Annotated in this window: 22 protein-coding genes; 7 read left to right on the forward strand and 15 right to left on the reverse strand. The window is 69.8% G+C overall.

Going from position 1 to position 20356, the window contains the following annotated elements:
- Nucleotides 1-48: 48 nt before the first annotated feature.
- Nucleotides 49-1158 carry a phosphoserine transaminase gene (gene serC, locus ACTMTF_RS36610; RefSeq protein WP_397010825.1) on the forward strand — a complete coding sequence of 370 codons (1110 nt, stop codon included), beginning with the start codon at nt 49-51 and terminating at the stop codon, nt 1156-1158.
- A gap of 50 nt (nt 1159-1208) precedes the next feature.
- Here serC and ACTMTF_RS36615 read toward each other — a convergent pair whose 3' ends face one another.
- From ACTMTF_RS36615 to ACTMTF_RS36630, 4 genes are all read right to left on the reverse strand, one after another.
- A complete protein-coding gene (locus tag ACTMTF_RS36615) occupies nt 1209-1832 on the reverse strand; it encodes a rhomboid family intramembrane serine protease (RefSeq protein WP_397010826.1) in 624 nt (207 codons plus the stop codon).
- Nucleotides 1833-1978: 146 nt separating this feature from the next.
- The gene (locus ACTMTF_RS36620; RefSeq protein ID WP_441114770.1) at nt 1979-2743 is read right to left on the reverse strand and encodes a crotonase/enoyl-CoA hydratase family protein; all 765 of its coding nucleotides are present in this window, start codon (nt 2741-2743) and stop codon (nt 1979-1981) included.
- 24 nt (nt 2744-2767) lie between these two features.
- Complete coding sequence (locus tag ACTMTF_RS36625) at nt 2768-3541, reverse strand: SDR family NAD(P)-dependent oxidoreductase (RefSeq protein WP_441114771.1); 774 nt, start codon at nt 3539-3541, stop codon at nt 2768-2770.
- Between the two features lie 49 nt (nt 3542-3590).
- The gene (locus tag ACTMTF_RS36630) at nt 3591-3929 is read right to left on the reverse strand and encodes an STAS domain-containing protein (protein ID WP_189141294.1); all 339 of its coding nucleotides are present in this window, start codon (nt 3927-3929) and stop codon (nt 3591-3593) included.
- 73 nt (nt 3930-4002) lie between these two features.
- Here ACTMTF_RS36630 and ACTMTF_RS36635 point away from each other — a divergent pair, with 73 nt between their 5' ends.
- Nucleotides 4003-5025, forward strand: a complete 1023-nt coding sequence (locus tag ACTMTF_RS36635; RefSeq protein WP_441114772.1) for a potassium channel family protein — start codon at nt 4003-4005, stop codon at nt 5023-5025.
- On the opposite strand, the gene ACTMTF_RS36640 is transcribed toward ACTMTF_RS36635, so the two are convergent.
- The 4 genes from ACTMTF_RS36640 to ACTMTF_RS36655 form a co-directional block, all read right to left on the reverse strand.
- Entirely contained in the window at nt 4997-5755 is a 759-nt protein-coding gene (locus ACTMTF_RS36640) for an energy-coupling factor ABC transporter ATP-binding protein (protein WP_441114773.1), read from the reverse strand. The genes ACTMTF_RS36635 and ACTMTF_RS36640 overlap by 29 nt on opposite strands.
- Nucleotides 5752-6459, reverse strand: coding sequence for a cobalt ECF transporter T component CbiQ (cbiQ, locus tag ACTMTF_RS36645; protein WP_441114774.1), 708 nt, complete (start codon nt 6457-6459; stop codon nt 5752-5754). The genes ACTMTF_RS36640 and cbiQ overlap by 4 nt, the downstream gene beginning before the upstream one ends.
- 74 nt (nt 6460-6533) lie before the next feature.
- A complete protein-coding gene (locus ACTMTF_RS36650; protein ID WP_441114775.1) occupies nt 6534-7553 on the reverse strand; it encodes an energy-coupling factor ABC transporter permease in 1020 nt (339 codons plus the stop codon).
- A gap of 72 nt (nt 7554-7625) precedes the next feature.
- Nucleotides 7626-9404, reverse strand: coding sequence for a glycosyltransferase family 2 protein (locus ACTMTF_RS36655; protein ID WP_441114776.1), 1779 nt, complete (start codon nt 9402-9404; stop codon nt 7626-7628).
- 411 nt (nt 9405-9815) lie between these two features.
- Here ACTMTF_RS36655 and ACTMTF_RS36660 point away from each other — a divergent pair, with 411 nt between their 5' ends.
- Nucleotides 9816-10124, forward strand: coding sequence for a hypothetical protein (locus ACTMTF_RS36660; RefSeq protein WP_397010841.1), 309 nt, complete (start codon nt 9816-9818; stop codon nt 10122-10124).
- A gap of 239 nt (nt 10125-10363) precedes the next feature.
- On the opposite strand, the gene ACTMTF_RS36665 is transcribed toward ACTMTF_RS36660, so the two are convergent.
- Both ACTMTF_RS36665 and ACTMTF_RS36670 read right to left on the reverse strand, forming a co-directional pair.
- Complete coding sequence (locus ACTMTF_RS36665; protein WP_397010843.1) at nt 10364-10501, reverse strand: hypothetical protein; 138 nt, start codon at nt 10499-10501, stop codon at nt 10364-10366.
- A gap of 145 nt (nt 10502-10646) precedes the next feature.
- A complete protein-coding gene (locus tag ACTMTF_RS36670; RefSeq protein WP_397010845.1) occupies nt 10647-11216 on the reverse strand; it encodes a CGNR zinc finger domain-containing protein in 570 nt (189 codons plus the stop codon).
- 71 nt (nt 11217-11287) lie between these two features.
- On the opposite strand from ACTMTF_RS36670, the gene ACTMTF_RS36675 reads away from it, so the two are divergent.
- Both ACTMTF_RS36675 and ACTMTF_RS36680 read left to right on the forward strand, forming a co-directional pair.
- Nucleotides 11288-12040, forward strand: a complete 753-nt coding sequence (locus ACTMTF_RS36675) for a class I SAM-dependent methyltransferase (protein ID WP_441114777.1) — start codon at nt 11288-11290, stop codon at nt 12038-12040.
- A 21-nt stretch (nt 12041-12061) separates the two neighbouring features.
- Entirely contained in the window at nt 12062-13438 is a 1377-nt protein-coding gene (locus ACTMTF_RS36680; protein ID WP_441114778.1) for a pyridoxal phosphate-dependent decarboxylase family protein, read from the forward strand.
- Between the two features lie 16 nt (nt 13439-13454).
- Here ACTMTF_RS36680 and ACTMTF_RS36685 read toward each other — a convergent pair whose 3' ends face one another.
- The 3 genes from ACTMTF_RS36685 to ACTMTF_RS36695 all read right to left on the reverse strand — a co-directional run bounded on the left by ACTMTF_RS36685 (nt 13455) and on the right by ACTMTF_RS36695 (nt 16885).
- Entirely contained in the window at nt 13455-15629 is a 2175-nt protein-coding gene (locus ACTMTF_RS36685; RefSeq protein WP_441114779.1) for a fibronectin type III domain-containing protein, read from the reverse strand.
- A gap of 252 nt (nt 15630-15881) precedes the next feature.
- On the reverse strand, nt 15882-16352 hold the full coding sequence (locus ACTMTF_RS36690) for a hypothetical protein (RefSeq protein WP_441114780.1): 471 nt from the start codon (nt 16350-16352) through the stop codon (nt 15882-15884).
- A gap of 101 nt (nt 16353-16453) precedes the next feature.
- On the reverse strand, nt 16454-16885 hold the full coding sequence (locus ACTMTF_RS36695) for a hypothetical protein (RefSeq protein ID WP_441114781.1): 432 nt from the start codon (nt 16883-16885) through the stop codon (nt 16454-16456).
- Between the two features lie 107 nt (nt 16886-16992).
- Here ACTMTF_RS36695 and ACTMTF_RS36700 point away from each other — a divergent pair, with 107 nt between their 5' ends.
- Nucleotides 16993-17460 (forward strand): hypothetical protein, encoded by a 468-nt coding sequence (locus ACTMTF_RS36700; protein WP_441114782.1) that lies wholly within the window; start codon nt 16993-16995, stop codon nt 17458-17460.
- A gap of 154 nt (nt 17461-17614) precedes the next feature.
- Here the strand turns inward: ACTMTF_RS36700 and ACTMTF_RS36705 are convergent, their stop codons facing one another.
- Entirely contained in the window at nt 17615-18373 is a 759-nt protein-coding gene (locus tag ACTMTF_RS36705; protein ID WP_441114783.1) for a hypothetical protein, read from the reverse strand.
- A 252-nt stretch (nt 18374-18625) separates the two neighbouring features.
- Nucleotides 18626-19207 (reverse strand): TetR/AcrR family transcriptional regulator, encoded by a 582-nt coding sequence (locus ACTMTF_RS36710; protein WP_441114784.1) that lies wholly within the window; start codon nt 19205-19207, stop codon nt 18626-18628.
- A 79-nt stretch (nt 19208-19286) separates the two neighbouring features.
- Between ACTMTF_RS36710 and ACTMTF_RS36715 the strand changes: the two genes are divergently transcribed.
- A complete protein-coding gene (locus ACTMTF_RS36715; RefSeq protein ID WP_441114785.1) occupies nt 19287-20291 on the forward strand; it encodes a hypothetical protein in 1005 nt (334 codons plus the stop codon).
- Nucleotides 20292-20356 lie beyond the last annotated feature (65 nt).

The raw sequence follows: 20356 nt of genomic DNA on the forward strand, positions 1-20356 counted from the left end.
ATCCGGACCCTGGCTCGGGCAGTTTCCCAAGCTCGCTAACCTGGTGACGTGGCTGACATCGTGATTCCCGCTGACATCAAGCCCGCCGACGGCCGCTTCGGCTGCGGGCCCTCGAAGGTTCGCCCCGAGCAGCTGGCGGCGCTCGCCGCGGCCGGCGCGAGCGTGATGGGCACCTCCCATCGCCAGAAGCCGGTCAAGAACCTGGTCGGCCGGGTGCGCTCCGGACTGGCCGACCTGTTCTCGCTGCCCGAGGGCTACCAGGTCGTGCTCGGCAACGGCGGCACCACGGCCTTCTGGGACATCGCCTCCTTCGGGCTCATCCGCGACCGGTCACAGCACCTGTCCTTCGGCGAGTTCTCCTCGAAGTTCGCCACCGTGGCCAAGAAGGCCCCCTGGCTGGGCGAGCCGTCGGTGATCACCTCCGAGGTCGGCACCCACCCGCGGGCGGTCGCCGAGGACGGCGTCGACGTCTACGCGCTCACCCACAACGAGACCTCCACCGGCGTGGCCATGCCGATCAGCCGGGTCGGCGGCGACGACGCCCTCGTGCTCGTCGACGCGACCTCCGGGGCGGGCGGCCTGCCCGTGGACGTGTCGGAGACCGACGTCTACTACTTCGCCCCGCAGAAGAGCTTCGCCTCCGACGGCGGCCTGTGGATCGCGCTCATGTCGCCGCGCGCCCTGGCCAGGGTCGAGGAGATCGCCGGCAGCGGCCGCTACGTGCCGGAGTTCTTCAGCCTGCCGGTGGCCGTCGACAACTCCGCCAAGGACCAGACCTACAACACCCCGGCGGTGGCGACCCTGTTCCTGCTGGCCGACCAGCTCGACTGGATGAACGGCAACGGCGGCCTGGCCTGGACCACCTCCCGCACGGCCGACTCCGCCCAGCGCCTCTACACCTGGGCCGACAAGTCGTCCTACGCCACCCCGTTCGCCGCCCCCGAGTTCCGCTCGCAGGTCGTCGGCACGATCGACTTCGCCGACAGCGTCGACGCGGCGGCGGTGGCCAAGGTGCTGCGCGCCAACGGCATCGTCGACACCGAGCCCTACCGCAAGCTGGGCCGCAACCAGCTGCGGGTGGCGATGTTCCCGGCCATCGACCCGGCCGACGTCGAGGCGCTGACCGCGTGCATCGACCACGTGGTCGAGCGCCTCTAGCGTGTCGCACGCGAACCGGCACCGGCCCGCGCCGGTGCCGGTTCGCTGCTTCAGTAGGCAGGCTTGGCGGTCGGGCTGCGGCGCAGCACCCAGGCCGCGATCACCCCGCCGACGAGCCCGAACAGGTGCCCCTGCCAGGAGATGCCCGGCTGGTTGGGCAGCACGCCGGCCAAGATGGACCAGTACGCGATCGCGACCCCGACGCCGATGACGATGTCCAGCAGGTGCCGGTCGAACAGACCACGGGCCACGACATAGCCGAAGTAGCCGAACACCAGCCCGCTGGCCCCCACGGTGAAGACGTTCGGACTGGTGAACCAGGTGCCGATGCCGCCGATGACGATGATCAGAAGGCTGGCGGCGAGAAACTTGCCGATGCCTCGCAGCCCCGCCAGGAAGCCGAGCACCAGCAGCGGCAGCGAGTTGGCCATCAGGTGCCCGAAGCCCGCGTGCATGAAAGGCGCGGTGAAGATGCCCATCAGCCCGGCAGGCTCCCCGCCGACGATGGCGAACTCCGCGTCCAGGTCACCCGGCGTGACGTAGTCGAAGATCTCGATCAGCCACATGACACCGAGCACGGCCACCATCAGGAGCAACGCGCTCAGGGCACCTGACAGCAGCGTCCCCGCGCCGCGCTTGGCGGACTCGAACGGGGATCTCGAATAGTCGCTCATCCGCGTCTCCCAAAGAGGTCGTGTCCCTCAACCGTACGTAGGAAGCCGCAAGCCCGCGTAAAAACCCCCTCCCGCCATCGGAAGGTGGCCGATGGCGGGAGGGGGCGGTGGTGGCGGGAGGGGGCCGGTGATGCGGGGGTGCCGGGCTACTCGCCCTTCCACTGGGGAGCGCGCTTCTCCGCGAAGGCCGCGGCGCCCTCCATGGCGTCCTTGGAGCCGAACACCGGGTTGATGATCTCGGACTGCTTGGCGAACATCTCCTCCAGCGACCAGTCCTGCGACTCGATGATCACCTTCTTGGTCGCGGCGAGCGCGAGCGGCGCGTTCTGGGCGACCTTGCGGGCCAGCTCCAGCGCCCCCTCCAGGGCCGCGCCCGGCTCGGTGATCCGGTTGACCAGGCCCAGCTCGTACAGGCGGGAGGCGGGGTAGTGGTCGCCGGTCAGGGCGAGCTCCATGGCGATGTGGTACGGGATCCTGCGCGGCAGGCGCATGATGCCGCCCGCGCCCGCCACGAGGCCGCGCTTGGGCTCCGGCAGACCGAACTTCGACTCCGCCGAGGCCACGATGAGGTCGCAGGCCAGGGCCAGCTCGAAGCCGCCCGCGAGCGCGTACCCCTCGACGGCGGCGACGACGGGCTTCTTGGGCGGCGCCTCGGTCAGGCCGCCGAAGCCGCGCCCCTTCACCACGGGCAGGTCGCCGGTCAGGAACCCCTTCAGGTCCATCCCGGCGGAGAACGTGCCACCCGCCCCGGTCAGGACGTACACCGAAATTTCGGGACGTGCGTCGAGCGCGTCCAGCACCTCCGCGACGCCCCGCGCGACCGCTCCATTGATGGCGTTGCGCGCCTTGGGACGGTTGATGGTGATCACGGCTACGCCGTCGGACTCCTCGACGAGTACTTCGTCAGACACGAGACCTCACTCTGTCTTGGCCGGCTACTTGGGCTGGAAGCGGATGCCGCCGTCGAAACGGACGACTTCGGCGTTCATGTAGTCGTTGGCGATGAGCGAGGCCACCAGGTGGGCGAACTCGTCGGCACGGCCCATGCGCTTGGGGAAGACCACCGGGGCCACCAGCTTGGCCTTGAACTCCTCGGAGTTCGGCGAGAAGCCGTAGATGGGGGTGTCGATGATGCCGGGGCAGATCGTGTTGACCCGCACGCCGATGGCGGCCAGGTCGCGGGCGGCGGGCACGGTCATGCCCACGATGCCGCCCTTGGAGGCGCTGTAGGCGAGCTGGCCGGTCTGCCCCTCCAGCGCGGCCACGGAGGCGGTGTTGATCACCACGCCGCGCTGCCCGTCGGCGTCGGCCGGCTCGGTTCTGGCGATGGCGGCCGCGCCGATGCGCATGAGGTTGAACGTGCCGATCAGGTTGACCTCGATGACCTTGCGGTAGGAGGCCGGGTTGTGCGGCGCTCCCTCGCGGTTGACGGTGCGCTCCGCCCAGCCGATGCCGGCGCTGTTGATCACCACGCGCAGCGGCTTGCCGGTGGCCACGGCGGCGTCCACGGCCGCCTGCACCTGCTCGTCGTCCGACACGTCCGTCTTGGCGAAGACGCCGCCGAGCTCGTCAGCGACGGCCTTGCCGCGCTCCTCGTTGAGGTCGGCGATGACCACGGTGGCGCCCAGCCGCGCCAGCTCTCGGGCCGTGGCCTCACCGAGGCCGCTGGCACCGCCGGAAATGATTGCTGCAGATCCGTTCACGTCCATAGCACGGACCCTAACCCGCCAACCGAATGAAGTTCTACTCGGGGGCGGGTCAAATTCCTCCCACGGCGCTGTCCACGTCGGAGTAGACCTTGATGCGCCGGTCCAGGCCGGTCGTGCGCAGAATCCGGGCCACCGGCGCCTGCGGAGCCGCCAGCGAGACGCCGCCGCCCTCGCTGGTCGCCAGCCGCCAGGCCTCGATCAGCACGGACAGACCGCTGGAGTCCATGAAGGACAACTGCTGAAGATCGAGGACGAGTCTGGCGCTGTCCTGCTTGATCGCGTCGCGCACCTCGTCCCGGAGGAATGGCGCGGTGAACAGGTCGAGCTCTCCCGCAACGGCCACCACCACGGCGTCACCGAGGGCGTGTCGCGCAAGCCGCAGCTTCATTGGCCCCTCCTCGATGAGCCACTGTACTTCGACTTGCCCTGATACCGAGCATGCACAAACTACGATCAGTCGTATGCACGAGGACGAGACGGCACTGGGTGTCCGCATGCCGTCCGCCCGGCTGAGCCCGCTGCGGGCGGTGCTGCGCAGGATGGCCATCGCGCTGGGGATGCTGCTGGCCATGTTCGCGCTGGTAGCGGCGGATCTCGACGGCTACCGCGACAACGCCGACGGCCACGTCTCCCTGATCGACGCCCTCTACTACGTGACGGTGTCGATCTCGACGACCGGTTACGGCGACATCACCCCGGTCAGCCAGGCGGCCAGAATCGTCAACATCGTGGCCGTCACGCCGCTGCGCATCGCCTTCCTGGTCGTGCTCGTGGGCACGACGCTGGAGGTCCTCACCAAGCGGACCAGGGACGCCATTCTGATCGAACGCTGGAGGGCCAGGTTGCGCGACCACACGGTGATCATCGGGTACGGCACCAAGGGCAGCGCCGCGAGCCGCACCCTGCTGGAGAACGGCCGCTCCAAGGAGTCGATCGTGGTGGTCGACCCCGACCCCGTCGTCATCGCGGAGGCGGCCGAGGACGGCTTCGCCGGCATCGTCGGCGACGGCACCCGCAGCCACGTTCTCAACCGCGCCAGGATCCGGGAGGCGTGCGAGATCATCATCGCCACCCGCCGCGACGACAGCACGGCCCTGGTCACGCTCACCGCCCGCAGCCTCAACAGCAGGGCCACGATCGTGGCGGCCGTCCGCGAGGCCGAGAACGACCCCCTGGTGCGGCAGAGCGGCGCCGACGTGGTGATCACCTCGGCAGAGGCCGCCGGGCGCATGCTCGGTGTCGCCACGCAGAGCCCGGCCGTGAGCTCTCTGATCGAGGACCTGCTCGCCTACGGCAAGGGCCTGGACCTGTACGAGCGGGCCGTCCTGCCGTCGGAGACCGGCAAGCCACCGGTCCAGGGCGAGGAGCTGGTGGTGGCCGTGGTGCGCGACGGCAAGATCATGACGTACGCCGACCCTGGGGTCGCGGAGTTGCGCGCGAGCGACCGCCTGGTGCTCATGCACGTTCAATCGCCGCTGGAATAGCGAACCCGTAGGGCAGCTCCAGGCGGTGGCGGGCGAGCAGCTCGGGGTCGGCGAGCAGCTCGCGGGTGGGGCCGTCGGCGGCGATCACCCCGTCCGAGAGGATGAGCGAGCGCTCGCACAGCTCCAGCGCGTACGGCAGGTCATGGGTGACCATGAGCACGGTCACGTCGAGCGAGCGCAGGATCTCGGCCAGCTCCCTGCGGGCGGCCGGGTCCAGGTTGGACGACGGCTCGTCGAGCACCAGGATCTCCGGCCGCATCGCCAGCACGGTCGCCACCGCCACCCTGCGGCGCTGGCCGAAGGACAGGTGGTGCGGCGGCCGGTCGATGGCCTCCAGCATGCCCACGCGCTCCAGGGCGGCCCTGACGACGCTCTCCAGCTCCTCGCCCCGGAGGCCGGAGTTGGCGGGGCCGAACGCCACGTCGTCCCGGACCGTCGGCATGAAGAGCTGGTCGTCGGGGTCCTGGAAGACCAGGCCGACCCGCTGCCTGATCTCCTTGAGCGTGTCCCGGCGCACCGGCGTGCCGGCCACCGCCACGCTGCCGTGCCCGGGGGTGAGGATGCCGTTGAGGTGCATGACGAGTGTGGTCTTGCCGGCGCCGTTGGGGCCGAGCAGCGCCACCCGCTCGCCGCGCCTGATGGCGAGGTCCACGCCGTACAGGGCCTGTGTCCCGTCGGGATAGGCGTAGGCGAGCCGGTCGACCTCTAGAGAGAGTTTCTGATGCGTCACAGCGAGAGTCCCAACACTGCCAGGGCCGCGAGGGGCAGAGCGAGCGCGGCACCCCATTGTCCGGCAGATGCCGAAATTTCCTGAATTATTGGCATCTGTCCGGAGTAGCCCCGACTGAGCATGGCCAGGTGCACCCGTTCGCCGCGCTCGTACGAGCGGATGAACAGCGCCCCGGCCGACCGGGCAATCACCGGAATTTGCCGGAAATTTCGTGCTTCGAACCCTCGGGACTCCCGCGCGATCCGCATCCGCCGCATCTCGTCCAGGATCACGTCCAGATAGCGGAGCATGAACATCGCGATCTGCACCAGCAGGCCCGGCACCCGCAGCCGCTGCGCCCCCAGCAGCACCGCGCGCGGCTCGGTCGTCGTCGCCAGCAGGATCGAGGCGACCACGCCGAGCGTCGCCTTGGCCAGGATGTTCCACGCGGCCCAGAGGCCGGGGACGCTCAGCGACAGCCCGAGCACGGTGGTCCGCTCCCCCAGCCCGATGATCGGGATGAGAAAGGCGAACAGCACGAACGGCAACTCGATCACCATCCGGCGCGGGATGTACGCCGCCGGGACGCGGGCCACGGCCGCCACCGCGATCAGGAGGAGGGCGTACACCCCGAAGGCCCAGAACCGCTCGCGCGGCGTGGCCACCACCACGATGGCGAAGCACAGGACGGCGAGCAGCTTGCACTGCGCCGGCAGCCGGTGCACGGGCGAATCTCCCGGCCGGTAGAGCTGATGCCTGTGCCCCGCCCCCATCGGCTCGCCCGCCGCCTTCCGATCGCCTAGACCCGCGTCTTGTCCTTGCTCCGCGCGGCGTAGCCCAGCGCCCCCGCGACCAGCAGCGTCACCCCGACGCCGATGATCCCGGCGACGCCCACGGGGATGCCACCCACGTCACCGTAGTCGGCCAGGCTCCAGGTGCCGAACAGGTGGTCGGTCTGCTGGGCCAGGAAGCCCTGCTCCTCGCCCACGGCCTCCAGCCCGTCCGGGTCGCCCGAGGCGAAGAAGGACACCACACCCGCCAGCAGCAGCGTCAGCCCGAGCGCGCCGAACACGAACGGCCTGCTGCCCACCGAGGACACCGAGGACGCGGGTTCGGCCTGCTCCTGCGGCGTGACCGTGCTGGTCCCGTCCGCGCCGCGCAGCTCCAGCGGCCGGGAGACCCCGCGGGCGCCGTACACGAGGTCGGGACGGACGGCGAGCACCGCGCCCACGGTGAGCGAGGTGATCAGCGCCTCGCCGATGCCGATCAGCACGTGCACCCCGCCCATCGCGCCCGCGACGGCGGCCAGGTCGATCGGCGCGGTGCCGCCGATCCAGAACAGCGCCGTGAACGCCAGCGCGGAGGCGGGCACGGAGAGCAGCGACGCGACGAAGGCCGCCGCGCCGATCCCGCCCCGGCCGGTGGCGAACCTGGTGACCAGCTTGAAGACGCCCCAGCCGACCAGCACCGTGACGATGCCCATGAGGAAGATGTTGACGCCCAGCGCCGTGAGCCCGCCGTCGGCGAAGAACAGCGCCTGGACGAGCAGGACCACGGTCATACAGAGCACGCCTGTATAGGGCCCGACGAGGATGGCCGCCAGCGCGCCGCCCAGCAGGTGACCGCTGGTCCCCCCGGCGACCGGGAAGTTCAGCATCTGCACGGCGAAGATGAACGCGGCGACGAGCCCGGCCATGGGCGCGGTCCTGTCGTCGAGCTCGCGCTTGGCCCCGCGCAGACAGACGGCCACCCCGGCGGCCGCCACCGCCCCGGCCGAGATGGACACGGCCGCGTTGAAGAAGCCATCGGGTACGTGCACGACGATCCTCCGAACAAAGAGTACAAACGTCCCTACTTTAGGACATCGTCTTGCAGTTGCACATAGGTGGCATTAGCGCATGATTCTTCGGAAGACCATCCGCGCGGTGAGCTGCCGCACGACCGTGCTGAGCCGCCCCTTGCCCGAGGTCGCGTACGGGCGCACGCTCCGCAGCACGGTCCCCCCGAGCCAGCGGCGCGGCGCGGCGACCGTCTCGGCGTCCGTCTCGATCCTGAACCTGGCGGGCGGCCCGCCGAGCTCCAGCTCCAGATAGGCGTCCCAGGTGCCGGGGGTGTAACGCCCCATGGCCTGCCTGGCGACGAATCCGCCGCCGGGCAGCGAGACCACCCGCTCGGCCCGCTCACGGCCGCTGCGCCGCTCGCGCCAGACCAGCCGCCGTACGGCGGAGGCGGGCGGGACGGTCCCGACCACGGTGATCTCGCCGTCGACGACCAGCCGCCGCCCGAACGACCAGCTCGTCCTGGTGATGCGCACCCTGCCGGGCACCCCGACGACGTACCCGCCGACGTCGATGCTGAGGTTGCCGTTCTCCCTGGTGAAGTACGGCAGCACCACCACGCCGTCGAGCAGCCGGGGCGCCGGGCGGGTGAGCCCGTCCTCCCGGTCCGCGCCGAGCCTGCCGGACCTGACGACGCCTTCGAGCTCGATGGCCACCCGCAGGTCCCACACCCCGGAGCCGAGCGCGCCCGCGTCGATCCGGGCGGTGAACCGGTCACCCGTGAGCTCGGCCGGCACGACCAGATCGCACTCCGGCTCCTGCCGTGAGCGCAGCACCAGGGACACGGCCTCGTGCGCGCCGACCCCCGCCAGCGCGGCGACGCCCATCACCACCAGCCGGTCGCCGTCCCAGCGCAGCCCGGTCAGCCGCCGCCGGACGGTCGCGCTCTCGATGTCGGCCAGCCGGACCAGCCGGTCGACGTCGCCGAGGGCGGCCAGCCGCTGCCGGTCGGTGCCGCTCAGCCGCTGGTAGACGCCGGGGGTGAGCCACTGGTCGCAGATGCCGGCCACCGCCTGCGCGATGTCCTTGCGCTTCACGTCCCCCGCGGCCAGGAACGAGGCGCCGAGTTGCACGAAGACGTCCAGCCTGAAGTGACGCAGCAGGAGGTGGTCGCGCAGCGGCCCCGGCGGGATGTGCTCGGCCATGAGTTGGATCGGCCCGCGGATCATGGCCAGCCAGGCGACCGGATCCCGGCTGTCCGGGCGCTGCATGACGCTGCTGCCGTCCTCCCTGGCGACCAGGTGGTAGCAGTCGTAGTCGGCGACCACGGAGATCCCCTCGGCGTGGCAGTAGGCGTGCACGCTGAAATAGATGTCCTCGCCGACCAGCACCCCCTCGCGGAACCTGATGCGGTGCCGCTCCAGCATCTGCCTGCGGAACAGCTTGAAGCAGCTCAGGCTGTTGTAGACAGCGCTGTCGCCCAGCTCCGCCCGGTCCGCGCTGCGCTGGAACATCGAGGACGGCGCCCGCCTGCCATGTCCCACGATCTTGCCGAGCACGATGTCGGAGTCGTTCCTGTCGGCCATCGCGACCAGGCGTTCGAGGGCCTCCGGGCCGAGGTGGTCGTCGGCGTCGCAGAAGAACACGTAGCGCCCGCCGGCGTGGTCGAGGCCGACGTTGCGCGGCCGGCCGGCGCCGACGCCGCCTTCGACCCGGATGACTTTGACGATGCCGCGGTGGTAGGCGGCGTACAGCTCGAGCAGTTCGGCGCTGCCGTCCGTCGACCCGTCGTCGACGACGACGATCTCCTTACGGACGCGCTGCACGAGCGCGGAGGTGAGACATCTGTCCAGGTACGCCCGGCAGTTGTGGGCGGGAATGATGATGCTCACGTCAATCGCGTCGTCGCTGCCGGTTGTCACCATCGCCACTATCAACCCGCCCCTCGGCGTCACAGCGTGCTTGCGCCTCGTATCAGTATGTGACCAGGGGCCAGGGCGGCGGGGGCCGATCGAGGGTCTTGGTACTCCGGCTTTGCTCAGGATGGCCATTCATCGCAATCACCAAAAAGGCCCAGGTAAGACCGCCAATTACCACATTCAGCCGGCACCGAATCGGCTTCAGGGGCGTTGTTATCCCCCTGGGGAGGAGAGAACCTCTCCGAGGGAACAGTGCCGTACCCCCGCCACCGGCGAGTGATCCACAGGAGCGAGTAACGCGTCTACAGTTAGGCAACCTTGACGGTGGAGGTGGCGGCTATGGGATCGGTTCTCCGCACACGGATGGCAGGAAAAGGGTCGGCTGTGCACACTGCTGAGTTCATCGTCTCCTCAGCTCGGCTGGGAGAGCTCTACGAATGTTCCGCGCTGCTCCGACGTACCAGGCTGCGGTCGGAGGAGATCGTCGACGAGGCGCGCGCGCTGCTCGCCGAGGCCGAGCGGAGCGGCGACGCGGGGCGGGTGCTGACCCTGACCGGAGAGCTGGAGGAGGCCCGTCAGGCCTACGCCAAGGTGCTGAACGCGTACGTGATCATCTGCCGCAGGATCAACGAGGAGCGGCAGGAGATCCTTCAGGCGCAGATCGAGCGTGACCGCCTGTCCGGCGTGGCCTGACCGTTCGCCTATCGCTTGTGAACCTCTGTGGCTCCTGGGCCGTCTCTAGGTCAGGGAGGCCCACATGCGCGTCCTTGACGGTCTCGCGGCGACCGATCTCGACGAGCTCCGGCTGGAGCTGCTGGTGATCGCGGCGCTGCACGAAGAGGCGGAACGGCTGGCCGCCGAATGAACGGGCTCCAGCTCCCCGGGTGACGCCGGGGAGCTGGAGCAGGGGTCATCCGCCGTGCTGACGCCGCTCAGTCGGCGTGACCGGGCAGCACCTCGTCGCCGTCCGGGTCGGCGGCGAGCAGGCGCTCCACGAGCTGGCGCCGCTGCTCCGGCGAAAGCCGCACGGGCCAGACGGCGGGCAACATCAGCAGGTCGCCGTTGGGCATGCCGACGAGGTCAACGGGGAATGGTGGGGAGGAGATCACAGTGGCGTCATTCTCGCACGTCAGGTGCCTCCGCGAGTCTTGTTCGCGTCCTCTCGACCGGCTGGTGCTCCGACAGTTTCCGCAAGTCAGGGCAGCTTTTCCCGCCTTATGAGGATTTGCTCCGGGCCCGGAACGCCGCGGTCTTGACCCGGTTCTGGCACGGCGTGGAGCAGAACCGGCGAGTCCCGTTGCGCGAGACGTCCACGTACACCCGATCGCAGTGCGGCGCCGTGCACACCCCCAGCCGGTCGCCGAACTCGCTCCCCAGCACGAGCGCGAGCCCGGTGGCGCAGCTCGCCGCCCAGTCCCCGGCCATGGCGCCGCCGGGGCCGTGGAAGTGCAGGTGCCACGGCTCACCGTCGTGCCGCTGGAGCGTCGGCCTGGCGTCGGTCTCCGCCAGCAGGGTGTTGACCCGCAGCGCGGCGGCGTCGATGTCGCCCGCCGCGACCGCCTCGAAGACCGCGCGCAGCCGCAGCGCGATCCCGACCAGCTCGGCGGCCTCGGCCTCGGTGGCGGGCCGGTGATCGGGGTAGCCGACCCGCAGCCCTTCGGTGGCGGCCGCGGCGACGTCGGCGGGCGGCGGCGCGGGCCGGCCTCGCCGCTCGCCGGGGGTCAGGCTGTTGACCAGCCCCACGGCCACCTTGATGACCCCATCCGTGTGACTGTTGAAGTCCAATTGACCAGTTACGCTTTCTGCTTTAGCTTGTGACTATCGAAAGTCTAGACGACAGTCACAAGGAGACTTCTGTGCTCACCCACGATGCCGCACTCGACTGGATCGCGCGCTGGGACCGTCAGCAGGAGGGCTACCTGCCCGACCGTGAGGAGCGCTTCACCGCCCTCATCGACGCCGTCGAAGCCCTGGACCGCCCCGACCCGCTGGTCATCGACCTCGGCTGCGGCCCCGGCTCCCTGTCCGCCCGCCTCCTGAGCCGCCTGCCCAAGGCCAGGGTGATCTCCGTGGACGCCGACCCGCTGCTGCTCGGCCTGGGCCGGGCCGCCTACCCGCACCTCACCTTCGTCGCCGCCGACCTCCGCACCCCCGGCTGGACGGACGCGCTCGGCCTCGACCGTCCCGCCGACGCCGCCGTCAGCACCACCGCGCTGCACTGGATCTCGCCGCCCGACCTGCGGAGCATGTTCGCCGAGCTCGCCACCGCCCTGCGCCCCGGCGGCCTGCTGCTCAACGGCGACCACCTCGACGCGGGCGACGCCACCCCCACCCTCGCCCGGCTCGAACGCGCCGTCCACGACAAGCAGACCGAGCGGACCTTCGCCGGCGACCAGCCCGAGGACTGGCGCACCTGGTGGGACGCCGTCGAGGCCGACCCCGCCATGGCCGCGCTCAACGCCGCCCGCACCACCGCCGGGGCCGACCACCACGGCTCCGAGTCCCACCTGCTGTCCCAGCACACCGACGCGCTGCGGGAGGCGGGCTTCAGCGAGATCGGCACCCTCTGGCAGCGCGGCAACAACCGCCTGCTCTGCGCCGTGCGTTAGGCAGGCATCTACCGTGGCCGTATGGACTCCCGCCTCGGTGACGATCTCGCCCAGATCCCGGAACTGATCGACGCGACCGGCGCGTACGCCGTACGAATCCTGGACGGCCTCGCCGAGCGCCCCGTCGCGCGACCGCCCGCGCGGCGGGAGCCCCTCCCCCTGCCGGCCCCGGGGGCCGGGGCGCGGGGCGCGCTGGCGGCGTTCGCCGAGCGGTGGGAGCCCGGCTTCTCCGCCGGCGCGGGCTCCCGCTACCTGGGCTTCGTCACCGGCGGCTGCACCCCCGCCGCGCTGGCGGGCGACTGGCTGACCGGCGTCCTGGACCAGAACCCCACCTCCGGCCTCGACTCCACCGCGCCCGACCTGGAACGGGAGACGATCGCCTGGCTGCGCGAGCTGCTGGGGCTGCCCTCCGCGCTCCAAGGCGCCTTCGTCAGCGGCGCGACCATGTCCAACTTCGCCGGCCTGGCCATCGCCCGCGAATGGCTCGGCGAGCAGCGCGGCGTCTCCATCGCCGAGCACGGCACGGCTGCCCTCGGGCCGGTCCACGTACTGTCCGGCAGGGCGCACTCCAGCGTCGGCAAGGCGCTGTCCATGCTCGGCCTGGGCCGCGCGGCCCTGCACCCGGTGGACGTGCTGCCCGCGAGGGAGGCGGTCGACGTGGCCCGCCTGGCCTCGGCCCTCGAAGCCCTGGACGGCGAGCCCGCCATCGTGGTCGCCAACGCCGGAACGGTGAACACCGGCGACTTCGACGACCTGCGCGCCATCGCCGCCCTGCGCGACCGCCACCCCTTCTGGCTGCACGTCGACGCCGCCTTCGGCGCGTTCGCCGCGCTGTCCCCCGGCCACGCCCACCTGCTCGACGGCCTGGCCGAGGCGGACTCGATCTGCGTGGACCTGCACAAATGGCTCAACGTGCCGTACGACAGCGCCATCCAGCTCACCCGCCGCCGCGACCTGCAGGCCCGGGTCTTCCAGAACTCCGCCGCCTACCTCGGCTCTCCCGGCGACGACCCGGACTTCGTTCACCTGACCCCCGAGAACTCGCGCCGGCTGCGCGCGCTGGCGGCCTGGTTCACCCTGGCGGCGTACGGCCGCGAAGGCCACGCCGAGATCGTCCGGCGCGACCTCGCCCTGGCGAGCCGGCTGGGCGAGCGGATCGCCGCCATGCCCGCCTACCGGCTGCTCGCCCCCGTCAGGCTGAACGTGGTCTGCTTCACCCTCGCCGGCGACCCCACCGGCATCGGCCGGGTGGCCCAGGCGGTCACCGACTCGGGCGAGGCGTTCTTGACGACGACCGTGTACGACGGCGTACCGGCGCTGCGCGCGGCCTTCAGCAGCTGGCGCACCACGGAGGACGACGTGGACAGGGTGGCCAAGGCGCTGTCGCGGGCCTGTTGAGCGGGCATCGGGAGAGTTACCGTCCGGCGCAGGTGTAACCGGACGGGACCGCGGTGTCGCCGTTCGGGCGGGTCGCCTGGAAACCGACGCTGCCGGTGCCGGCTCCGGGGGCGAGGGCGCCGTTGTGGGCGGCGTTCTCGATGGTCACGGTCTGCCCGCTGACGGTGACGCCGCCGTTCCACGAGCCGGTCAGCGTGTGGCCGGCCGGCAGGGTGAAGGTGACCGTCCATCCGGTGATCGCCGAGGTGGCGGTGTTGGTGATGGTCAGCGGCTGGATGACGTACCCGGTGCTCCACTGGGCCTGCACGGTCGGCACGGCCGTGCAGGTGCCGGTGGACGAGCCGGGCTGGGTGGTGACCTGTGCGGTGCTGGAGACGGGCGAGGTGTTGGCCGCGGCGTCCCTGGCCCTGACCTGGTAACGGTAGGTGGTGCCCGGGGTCAGGCCCGTGTCGCCGAACGAGGTCGTGGCCGAGGTGCCGACCTGGGCGAACGTGCCGCCGCTCGCGCCGGGCGCGCGCAGGACGTCGTACCCGGCGACGCCGTTGTCGTCCGTCGAGGCCGTCCAGCTCAGGTTCGTGCCCGTGGCCGTGGTGCCCGAGGCCGTCAGGCCGGTCGGGGCCGTGGGCGGCGAGGTGTCGCCACCGCCGCCGGTGGTCGTGGTGAACGTGACCGCCGGCGAGTTGCCGGACAGGTTGCCCGCGCCGTCACGCGCCCGTACGTACACCTGATATCGGGTGTTGGCGGTCAGCCCGGTGAGGGTGGTCGAGGCGGTGGTGGACTGGCCGAGCTGCGGGTCGGTGGCGCCCTGCTCGCGGTAGACGGTGTAGCCGGCCAGGCCGGAACCGCCCTGGTCGGTGGACGGGCTCCAGGTCAGCGTGGCGCTGGTGGCGGTGATGTCGGACGCGGCCGGGGTGCCCGGCGTGCTCGGCGCGGTGGTGTCGCTGGAATCGTCGCCGAGGGTCGGGGTCTGCCAGTCTCTCCACTGCGCCAGGTTGCCCTGTGCCCTGGACGAGATCCTCATCGCGCCGGGCGCGTTGCCCGTCTTCAGCAGGAACTTCTGGATGTTCTGCTGCAGCGGGGTCCGCCATTCGGACCTGTTGGCGCAGTGGCTGCCGTCCTGGACGTCGGACCAGTAGGTGATGTTCTCGCCCGCGCCGAGCGCCTTGTAGACCTCCGCGCCGCCCAGGGCCGCCACGCTCGCGGACCTGGGGCCCAGGTTGGTGATGTGGGGGTTGTCCATGATGAACAACCCGCGCGGCGCGACCATGGCCACCATCTCGTGCGTGTCCACCGGCAGCCTGTTCGGATTGCCGGTGAAGGAGCCGAACGCGTCGCCCAGCCACGGCTGCTCGCCGTAAGCGCTGCTCAGGCTCTGCGCGCCCTCTCCGGGAATGCCACGGAAGATGGGCACACCGGCGCTGCCGGACTCGATCGGCATGGTCAGCGCGATGCGCTGATCGAACGCCCCCACCACGAAGGCGCCCTTGCCGAACCGCGAGCACCCCGTGACGCCGGTCGCGTCGGCTTTGAGTATGGTGCCGCCGGACTGCTCGATGACGTCGATGATCCGGCTCACGCCCCAGGCCCAGGCCATCAGCAGCCCGGTGCTGCTCGATGAGCCGTAGACGCTGTAGAACGCGCCCTGTTTGTTGGTGCGCGGGGTGCCCTCCCGGCCGACCGCGTAGGGGTCGTAGTTGATGACGGCGGCGCCGGCCGCTCGGATGGCGGCGGTGTCCGCGCCGAACCCGCCCAGGACGACGACGGCGGGGAAGGGCCCGGAGCCGCTCGGCAGGGAGACGCTCGCCGAGAAGGTGGAGCTTCTGCCGTTGTGGCTCACGTTCACCGTGATGTTGCTGCTGGAGACCGTGCCCGTGACGCTCGACGGCTTCGCGGGCTTCTCGCCGTAGACGAACCTCTCCGCCAGCTTCTTGATCTCTTCCCGCCGGCACCGCCAGTCGGACTTGGCGGTGATACGGGTGCCGTTCAGCCTGGTGAAGGGGTCGGGGAGCCTGGAGTCGGTCGGCAGCGATCCTTCGCTGGGCAGGCCGGTCACCACGCAGTCGGCGCCCTCGTTCTCATCCGCGACAGCCGCGGCTGCGGTGGGGGCCACGGCCACCGCTCCGGTGATCGAGAGGGTCACCGCGACCAGCAGCGTGAGGACCCTCGAACAGGCTTCCGAGCTGGTGATCACCAGGGCTCTCCCTTCCGGGCGGGGGTGTTGGCGATCATTCTGAGAATCAGCCCGAAAGATGTCAACGCATCACCGAAATGTTTCAGCCTGCAAGCGCTATTAGCAGCTGTGGCCTGCGCTTATACATGCTTCGGTGTCGGGAAGTTTCGGAAACTAGCTGAAAAAGGGCCCATCTCGGCTGGGCATTCCGAATTTCGCTCTTCCACTTGGCTTGGCGGGCGCCGCGATCCCGTCCGCCCGGAGGCGCTGGGGTCAGGCAGGTACGCCGTTCTCGTCGAGGAGGCGTACGAAGGTGGCGCCACCGGCGGCGGCACGGGCGCCGAGGACGTGCCCGTCGCACATCCTCGTCTCCGTTCCGGCCTGGTCGATCACCTTCCACGTCACCGGCTCCGGGCACGGCAGGCCGAGCCGGTCATGGTTCCAGGTGCGGCTGCACACCCGGCACGTGGAGATGCCTCCTCTGGAGGAGAGGGTGTTGCCGTGCTCGGGGCAGACGCCCCACGGCAGGCCGCACGGCTGGGCCTGGAGCTTGGCCAGGTCCGCGGCCGCGCGCCGCAGGTCCTCAGCGCCTCGGGTCAGCCAGGTGACGGCATGCCGTGCCACCGCGAGGTGCTCGGCTTCCGGCGACGCGTTCGGGACGCGGTCACAGAGTGCCAGGACCTCGGCGGTGAGCGCCTCGGCACGGCTCGCGAGGACGGTCAGGTGCTCGGGAGTGACAGTCATGCGGGCTTCCATCTCGCACAGGGCCGCCGTGGGTACGGCCTGCCCTGGACCCTACGTCGTATCCACCGATACCGTGCCGACCGACCGAGCACCTGCTGCCGCTAAGCAGCCCGGCGGCGAGCTCTGATCGTCACCACCACCATGATCATTAGGGACGCCGCACACAGCGCCACCGACCCGGCCACCAGGGGGTTGACGAAGCCCGGCACCAGGTCAGGGCCGCATGTGGTGTCGTGCAGCGGCCACATGCTCTGCGCCCCGCCCTCCGGGCCACGGTGGCCGTAGGCGTAGAGGTCCGGCCGGACCAGCCCGCACCGGTCGTCGGGGTCCGTCCACGCCCCGAAGGTCGTCGCCCCCAGCCCGTACCCGTAGGCGGCGATCGCCGCGCACAGCGCCGCGGCTGACAGCGACCAACCCGCTCGCCGCCGACCACGGTCTCGCAACGCGAGCACCATGAGTACGAGAGCCGCGACGGCAGGCACCGGCCAGACCAGCATCAGCAGGAGCAGCACGATGAGGAGGACAAAGCGCACGAGTGTGACCTTATGGGGCGGTCAGCAGGCTGGGATTCGGTCTTGCGATGGGGAAGCCTTTCGGCCGTGACGTTCCGCCGACGCCTGCCGCGGCCTACAGTCGTCGGGTGAGCACATGGCGCGAGACGGTCTGGGACCAGCCCGACATCCCCGAAGATCTCGAACAGCGCGAGCTAGAGATCACGACCACGTACCACGTCACCGTCGCTCGCACCGGCAAGCGCTGGACAGCCACCGTCGACAACCTGCCGGACCATCACGTCGTCCAGGTTCAGGGCGCGACCTGGAGAGAAGCGGCGGACAACGTCATAGAAGACGTATCCGCCCTGGTCAGCCACAATTCCGACTCCGCCGGCTTCCACTTCACCCCCGCCGACCAGGACGCGGCGGACGCTCTGAACAACGTCCACAGTGCACGCGCCGCACGCCTCTACGCCGAACAAGCCGAACGCGACGCCGTCCGCGACGCCGCCCGTGTCCTGGCCGACCAGGGCTGGACCACCCGCGACCTCAGCAGCGTCCTGGGCCTGCCCCAGCAGCGCATCTCCCACATCATCCCCGCACCGCCGGACTGAGATCATCCGTGCCCGGAATGGAGCCCACGCTCGATCAGTGGGCCAACTCGGCGCTAGCGCCGGCGATTCGCTCAGCGATATCCCTGAAAGCCATCGCGCACATGATCGCACCCCGGGGAAGGCGTTGGCAGAATGCCCGGCCGCCGGTGCCGCCTCAGAGCAGCGTCTCGGGGCGGAGGACCTCGCCCCGCAGAATCTGATGAATCTCGCTGACGTCGGCGTTGTGGTTCGTCTGCCGTCGAAGTTCTTTCCGTATGGCGTCGGCCACCACGTCGGACAGAAGCACCTGAGCCAAAGACCTCGGCGACGTCGCGGCGCGAGCCCGCCACAGGTCATCGATGAGGCGGCGCTTGAACGCTTCCTTGGTCAGGTAGAAGAGCGCGTCCGTCTTGGCGGCCAAGCCGGTATCGCTGAGCAGGTCCACTTCAAGAGCCAGGTCGATGACCACGGGAAGACCGGCGGTCATGTGGTACGCCTGCCATACCTGTCCGTTGCACAGGATCATCCATTCCACGCCCTCGTTCACCGCGTACATCTGCACCTGACGCAGGTGCCTGGCGTTGAGCTTCTGGCTACAGCGTTTCACCTCGATGAAGGCGACCAACTGCTTGTCGATACGGATGCCGTAGTCAGCGAACTCTCCTTTGACCTGGTATTCCGTGGTGAGGTCGTCGTACTTGTCGTATCCGAGCCCCGCGCACAGGAAGTCTGTGATCAGAAGTCGCGTGTCTCCTTCATTGGCGTCACGCGCCACGAGATCGTTGAGCGGCTTGGCATAGCGGCGAATCGCCGCTCTAACACGATCGCGAGCATCGGTCTCCCATTTCGGAGCCGTTCGTGCCGCCGCCTTCTTCGCAGGAGAACTCGCCGTCTGTCCGTTTTCGGCGCTTACCTGTGATATCTGCTCGCTCATGGCTTCCACCTGCGCATCTAGTAGGGACATCGCAGGTTAAGCGGCAATGAAGATCAGCACATGGGCTAAATTCAAACGATACAAAAATGACTCCTTAGGCGACGCAACAAGGCATACAAATCGCAAATGCCGCAAATTACGTGCAAAAAGAGCCATGCGACTGAATCGCCAGACGGCAAGCGCACATCGTCAGGCTGAAAGGCGACACCCCCTCGACGAACTGCCTCTATGAGCCGGCGTCCTGCAGTCCTCTCAGTGGCCGTCGATACTGCCGACGATCAGGTCGGTCAGCGCCGTGACCGCCTCGGCGGCGGTGGTCCGTCCTCGGTTCAGCTCCGCGGCGATCGCTTCGGCCGCGCCCAGCACGCCGATGCAGCGGAGCTGAAGGCGGTCCGGCGCGAGGCCGGAGTGCGGCTGCAATGCGGCGGCCATCAAGGCCGTGTAGCCGTCGAACATCTCCCGCTCGATCGCCTCCATTTCCGGATTTCCTTTCAACGCGGCGGAAATGGCGCTCCACTCCGGCATGTCGATGGCGCAGGCGAAGTACGCGGCGCTCATGACACCGGCTATCTCCCGAGGAGCCGATGCGGCACCCCGCAACGCCTGCGTCAACGCCACCCGGTGTCGTTCGTCGAGTCGCCGGTAGAGCGCGAGCAGCAGGCCGGGGCGGGTGCCGAAGTGGTCGTAGACGATCGGCCTGCTCACCCCTCCGGCCTCCGCCAGGGTGAGCAGAGTAAGGCTGTCGGTGCCCTGGGTGCGCACGATCGTCATGGCGGTGTCGAGCAACTGCTCCCGCCTGGCCGGCTTGGACAGCCTCGTCGATGCGGTGGTCATCGTCCTCCCTTGCGCTGCCGCTCAGCTTAGGCTACAAAATGTAACTTACAAAATGTAGGTTCGTACGAGAGGGAACACCGTGAAGTCAGTACTGATCATGGGCGGTTCGGGGCAGGCAGGTGCGGCGACCGCGTCCATCCTGCGCCAGTGGCACCCGACGCTGCCGCTCACCATCGCGGGCCGTGATCTCGACCGCGCGCAGCGAGTTGCCGACAAGCTCGGCGGCGCGACAGCCGTGACCATCGATCTGCGGCGGAGCGACCTCGGCCTCCCGGCCGACCATGGCCACTCAGCGGTCGTCGCGGCGGTGTGGGACAGCTGCCTGCACGGACTCCGCCATGCGCAGGACCGCGGGCTCCCGTACCTCAGCATCTCCAACGGTCTGACCGACATCGCGCCCGAGGTCATCGCGGGCGGTCAGCGAGCCGGCGCCGCGCCGATCCTGCTGGCCAGTCACTGGTACGCGGGACTCGTCGTGCTCGCCGCACAGGACTTCGCCAAGGCATTCGGCAGGCTCGACACCATCCAGGTCAGTGCCGTACTGGATGAATTGGACAGCGGCGGGCCTGCGGCTCTTGAGGATGTGCAGCGCCTGCTGACCGTCACCTCGGCCGGGCTCGTACGGCGCGACGGCGTCTTCACCTGGGTCAGCGGCCCCGACGCGCAGGCGGAGGTGGTCAGCGTCGACGGCACCGTCCTGCCCGGCCAGAGCATTCCCACCCTCGACCTGCCGAGCCTGGCCATCGCGACGGGCGCACCGAACGTCCGCTTCGATTTCGCGGTCGGAGAATCCGCGAGCAGGCGCCGCGGCGGGGCTGCTTCCACCGAGGTCAGGATCGACCTCGAAGGCGCAGATCTCACGGGCGCACCACTCCGTACGAGCCGCTACCTCATCCACCCGGAGGGCCAGCGCCCCCTGACAGGGCTCGGCATCGCCCTCGGCGTCGAACGACTGCTCGGCCTGCGTGGTGAGGCTGTGACGCCGGGCATCCACACCCCGGAGGCATTGATCGACCCTGCCTACGCGGTCGAGCGGATGCTGGAGATCGGCGCCACCTTCGTCGACGCACCCGCCCATCGCTGAAGCACCCCCTCCCCGGACGGAAGCCGTCGAGGCTTCCGTCCGAACGCGCTCCCGTTACGGCTCCC

Source organism: Nonomuraea sp. ZG12, from assembly GCF_052068115.1.
In the GTDB taxonomy this organism is placed as follows: Bacteria; Actinomycetota; Actinomycetes; order Streptosporangiales; family Streptosporangiaceae; genus Nonomuraea.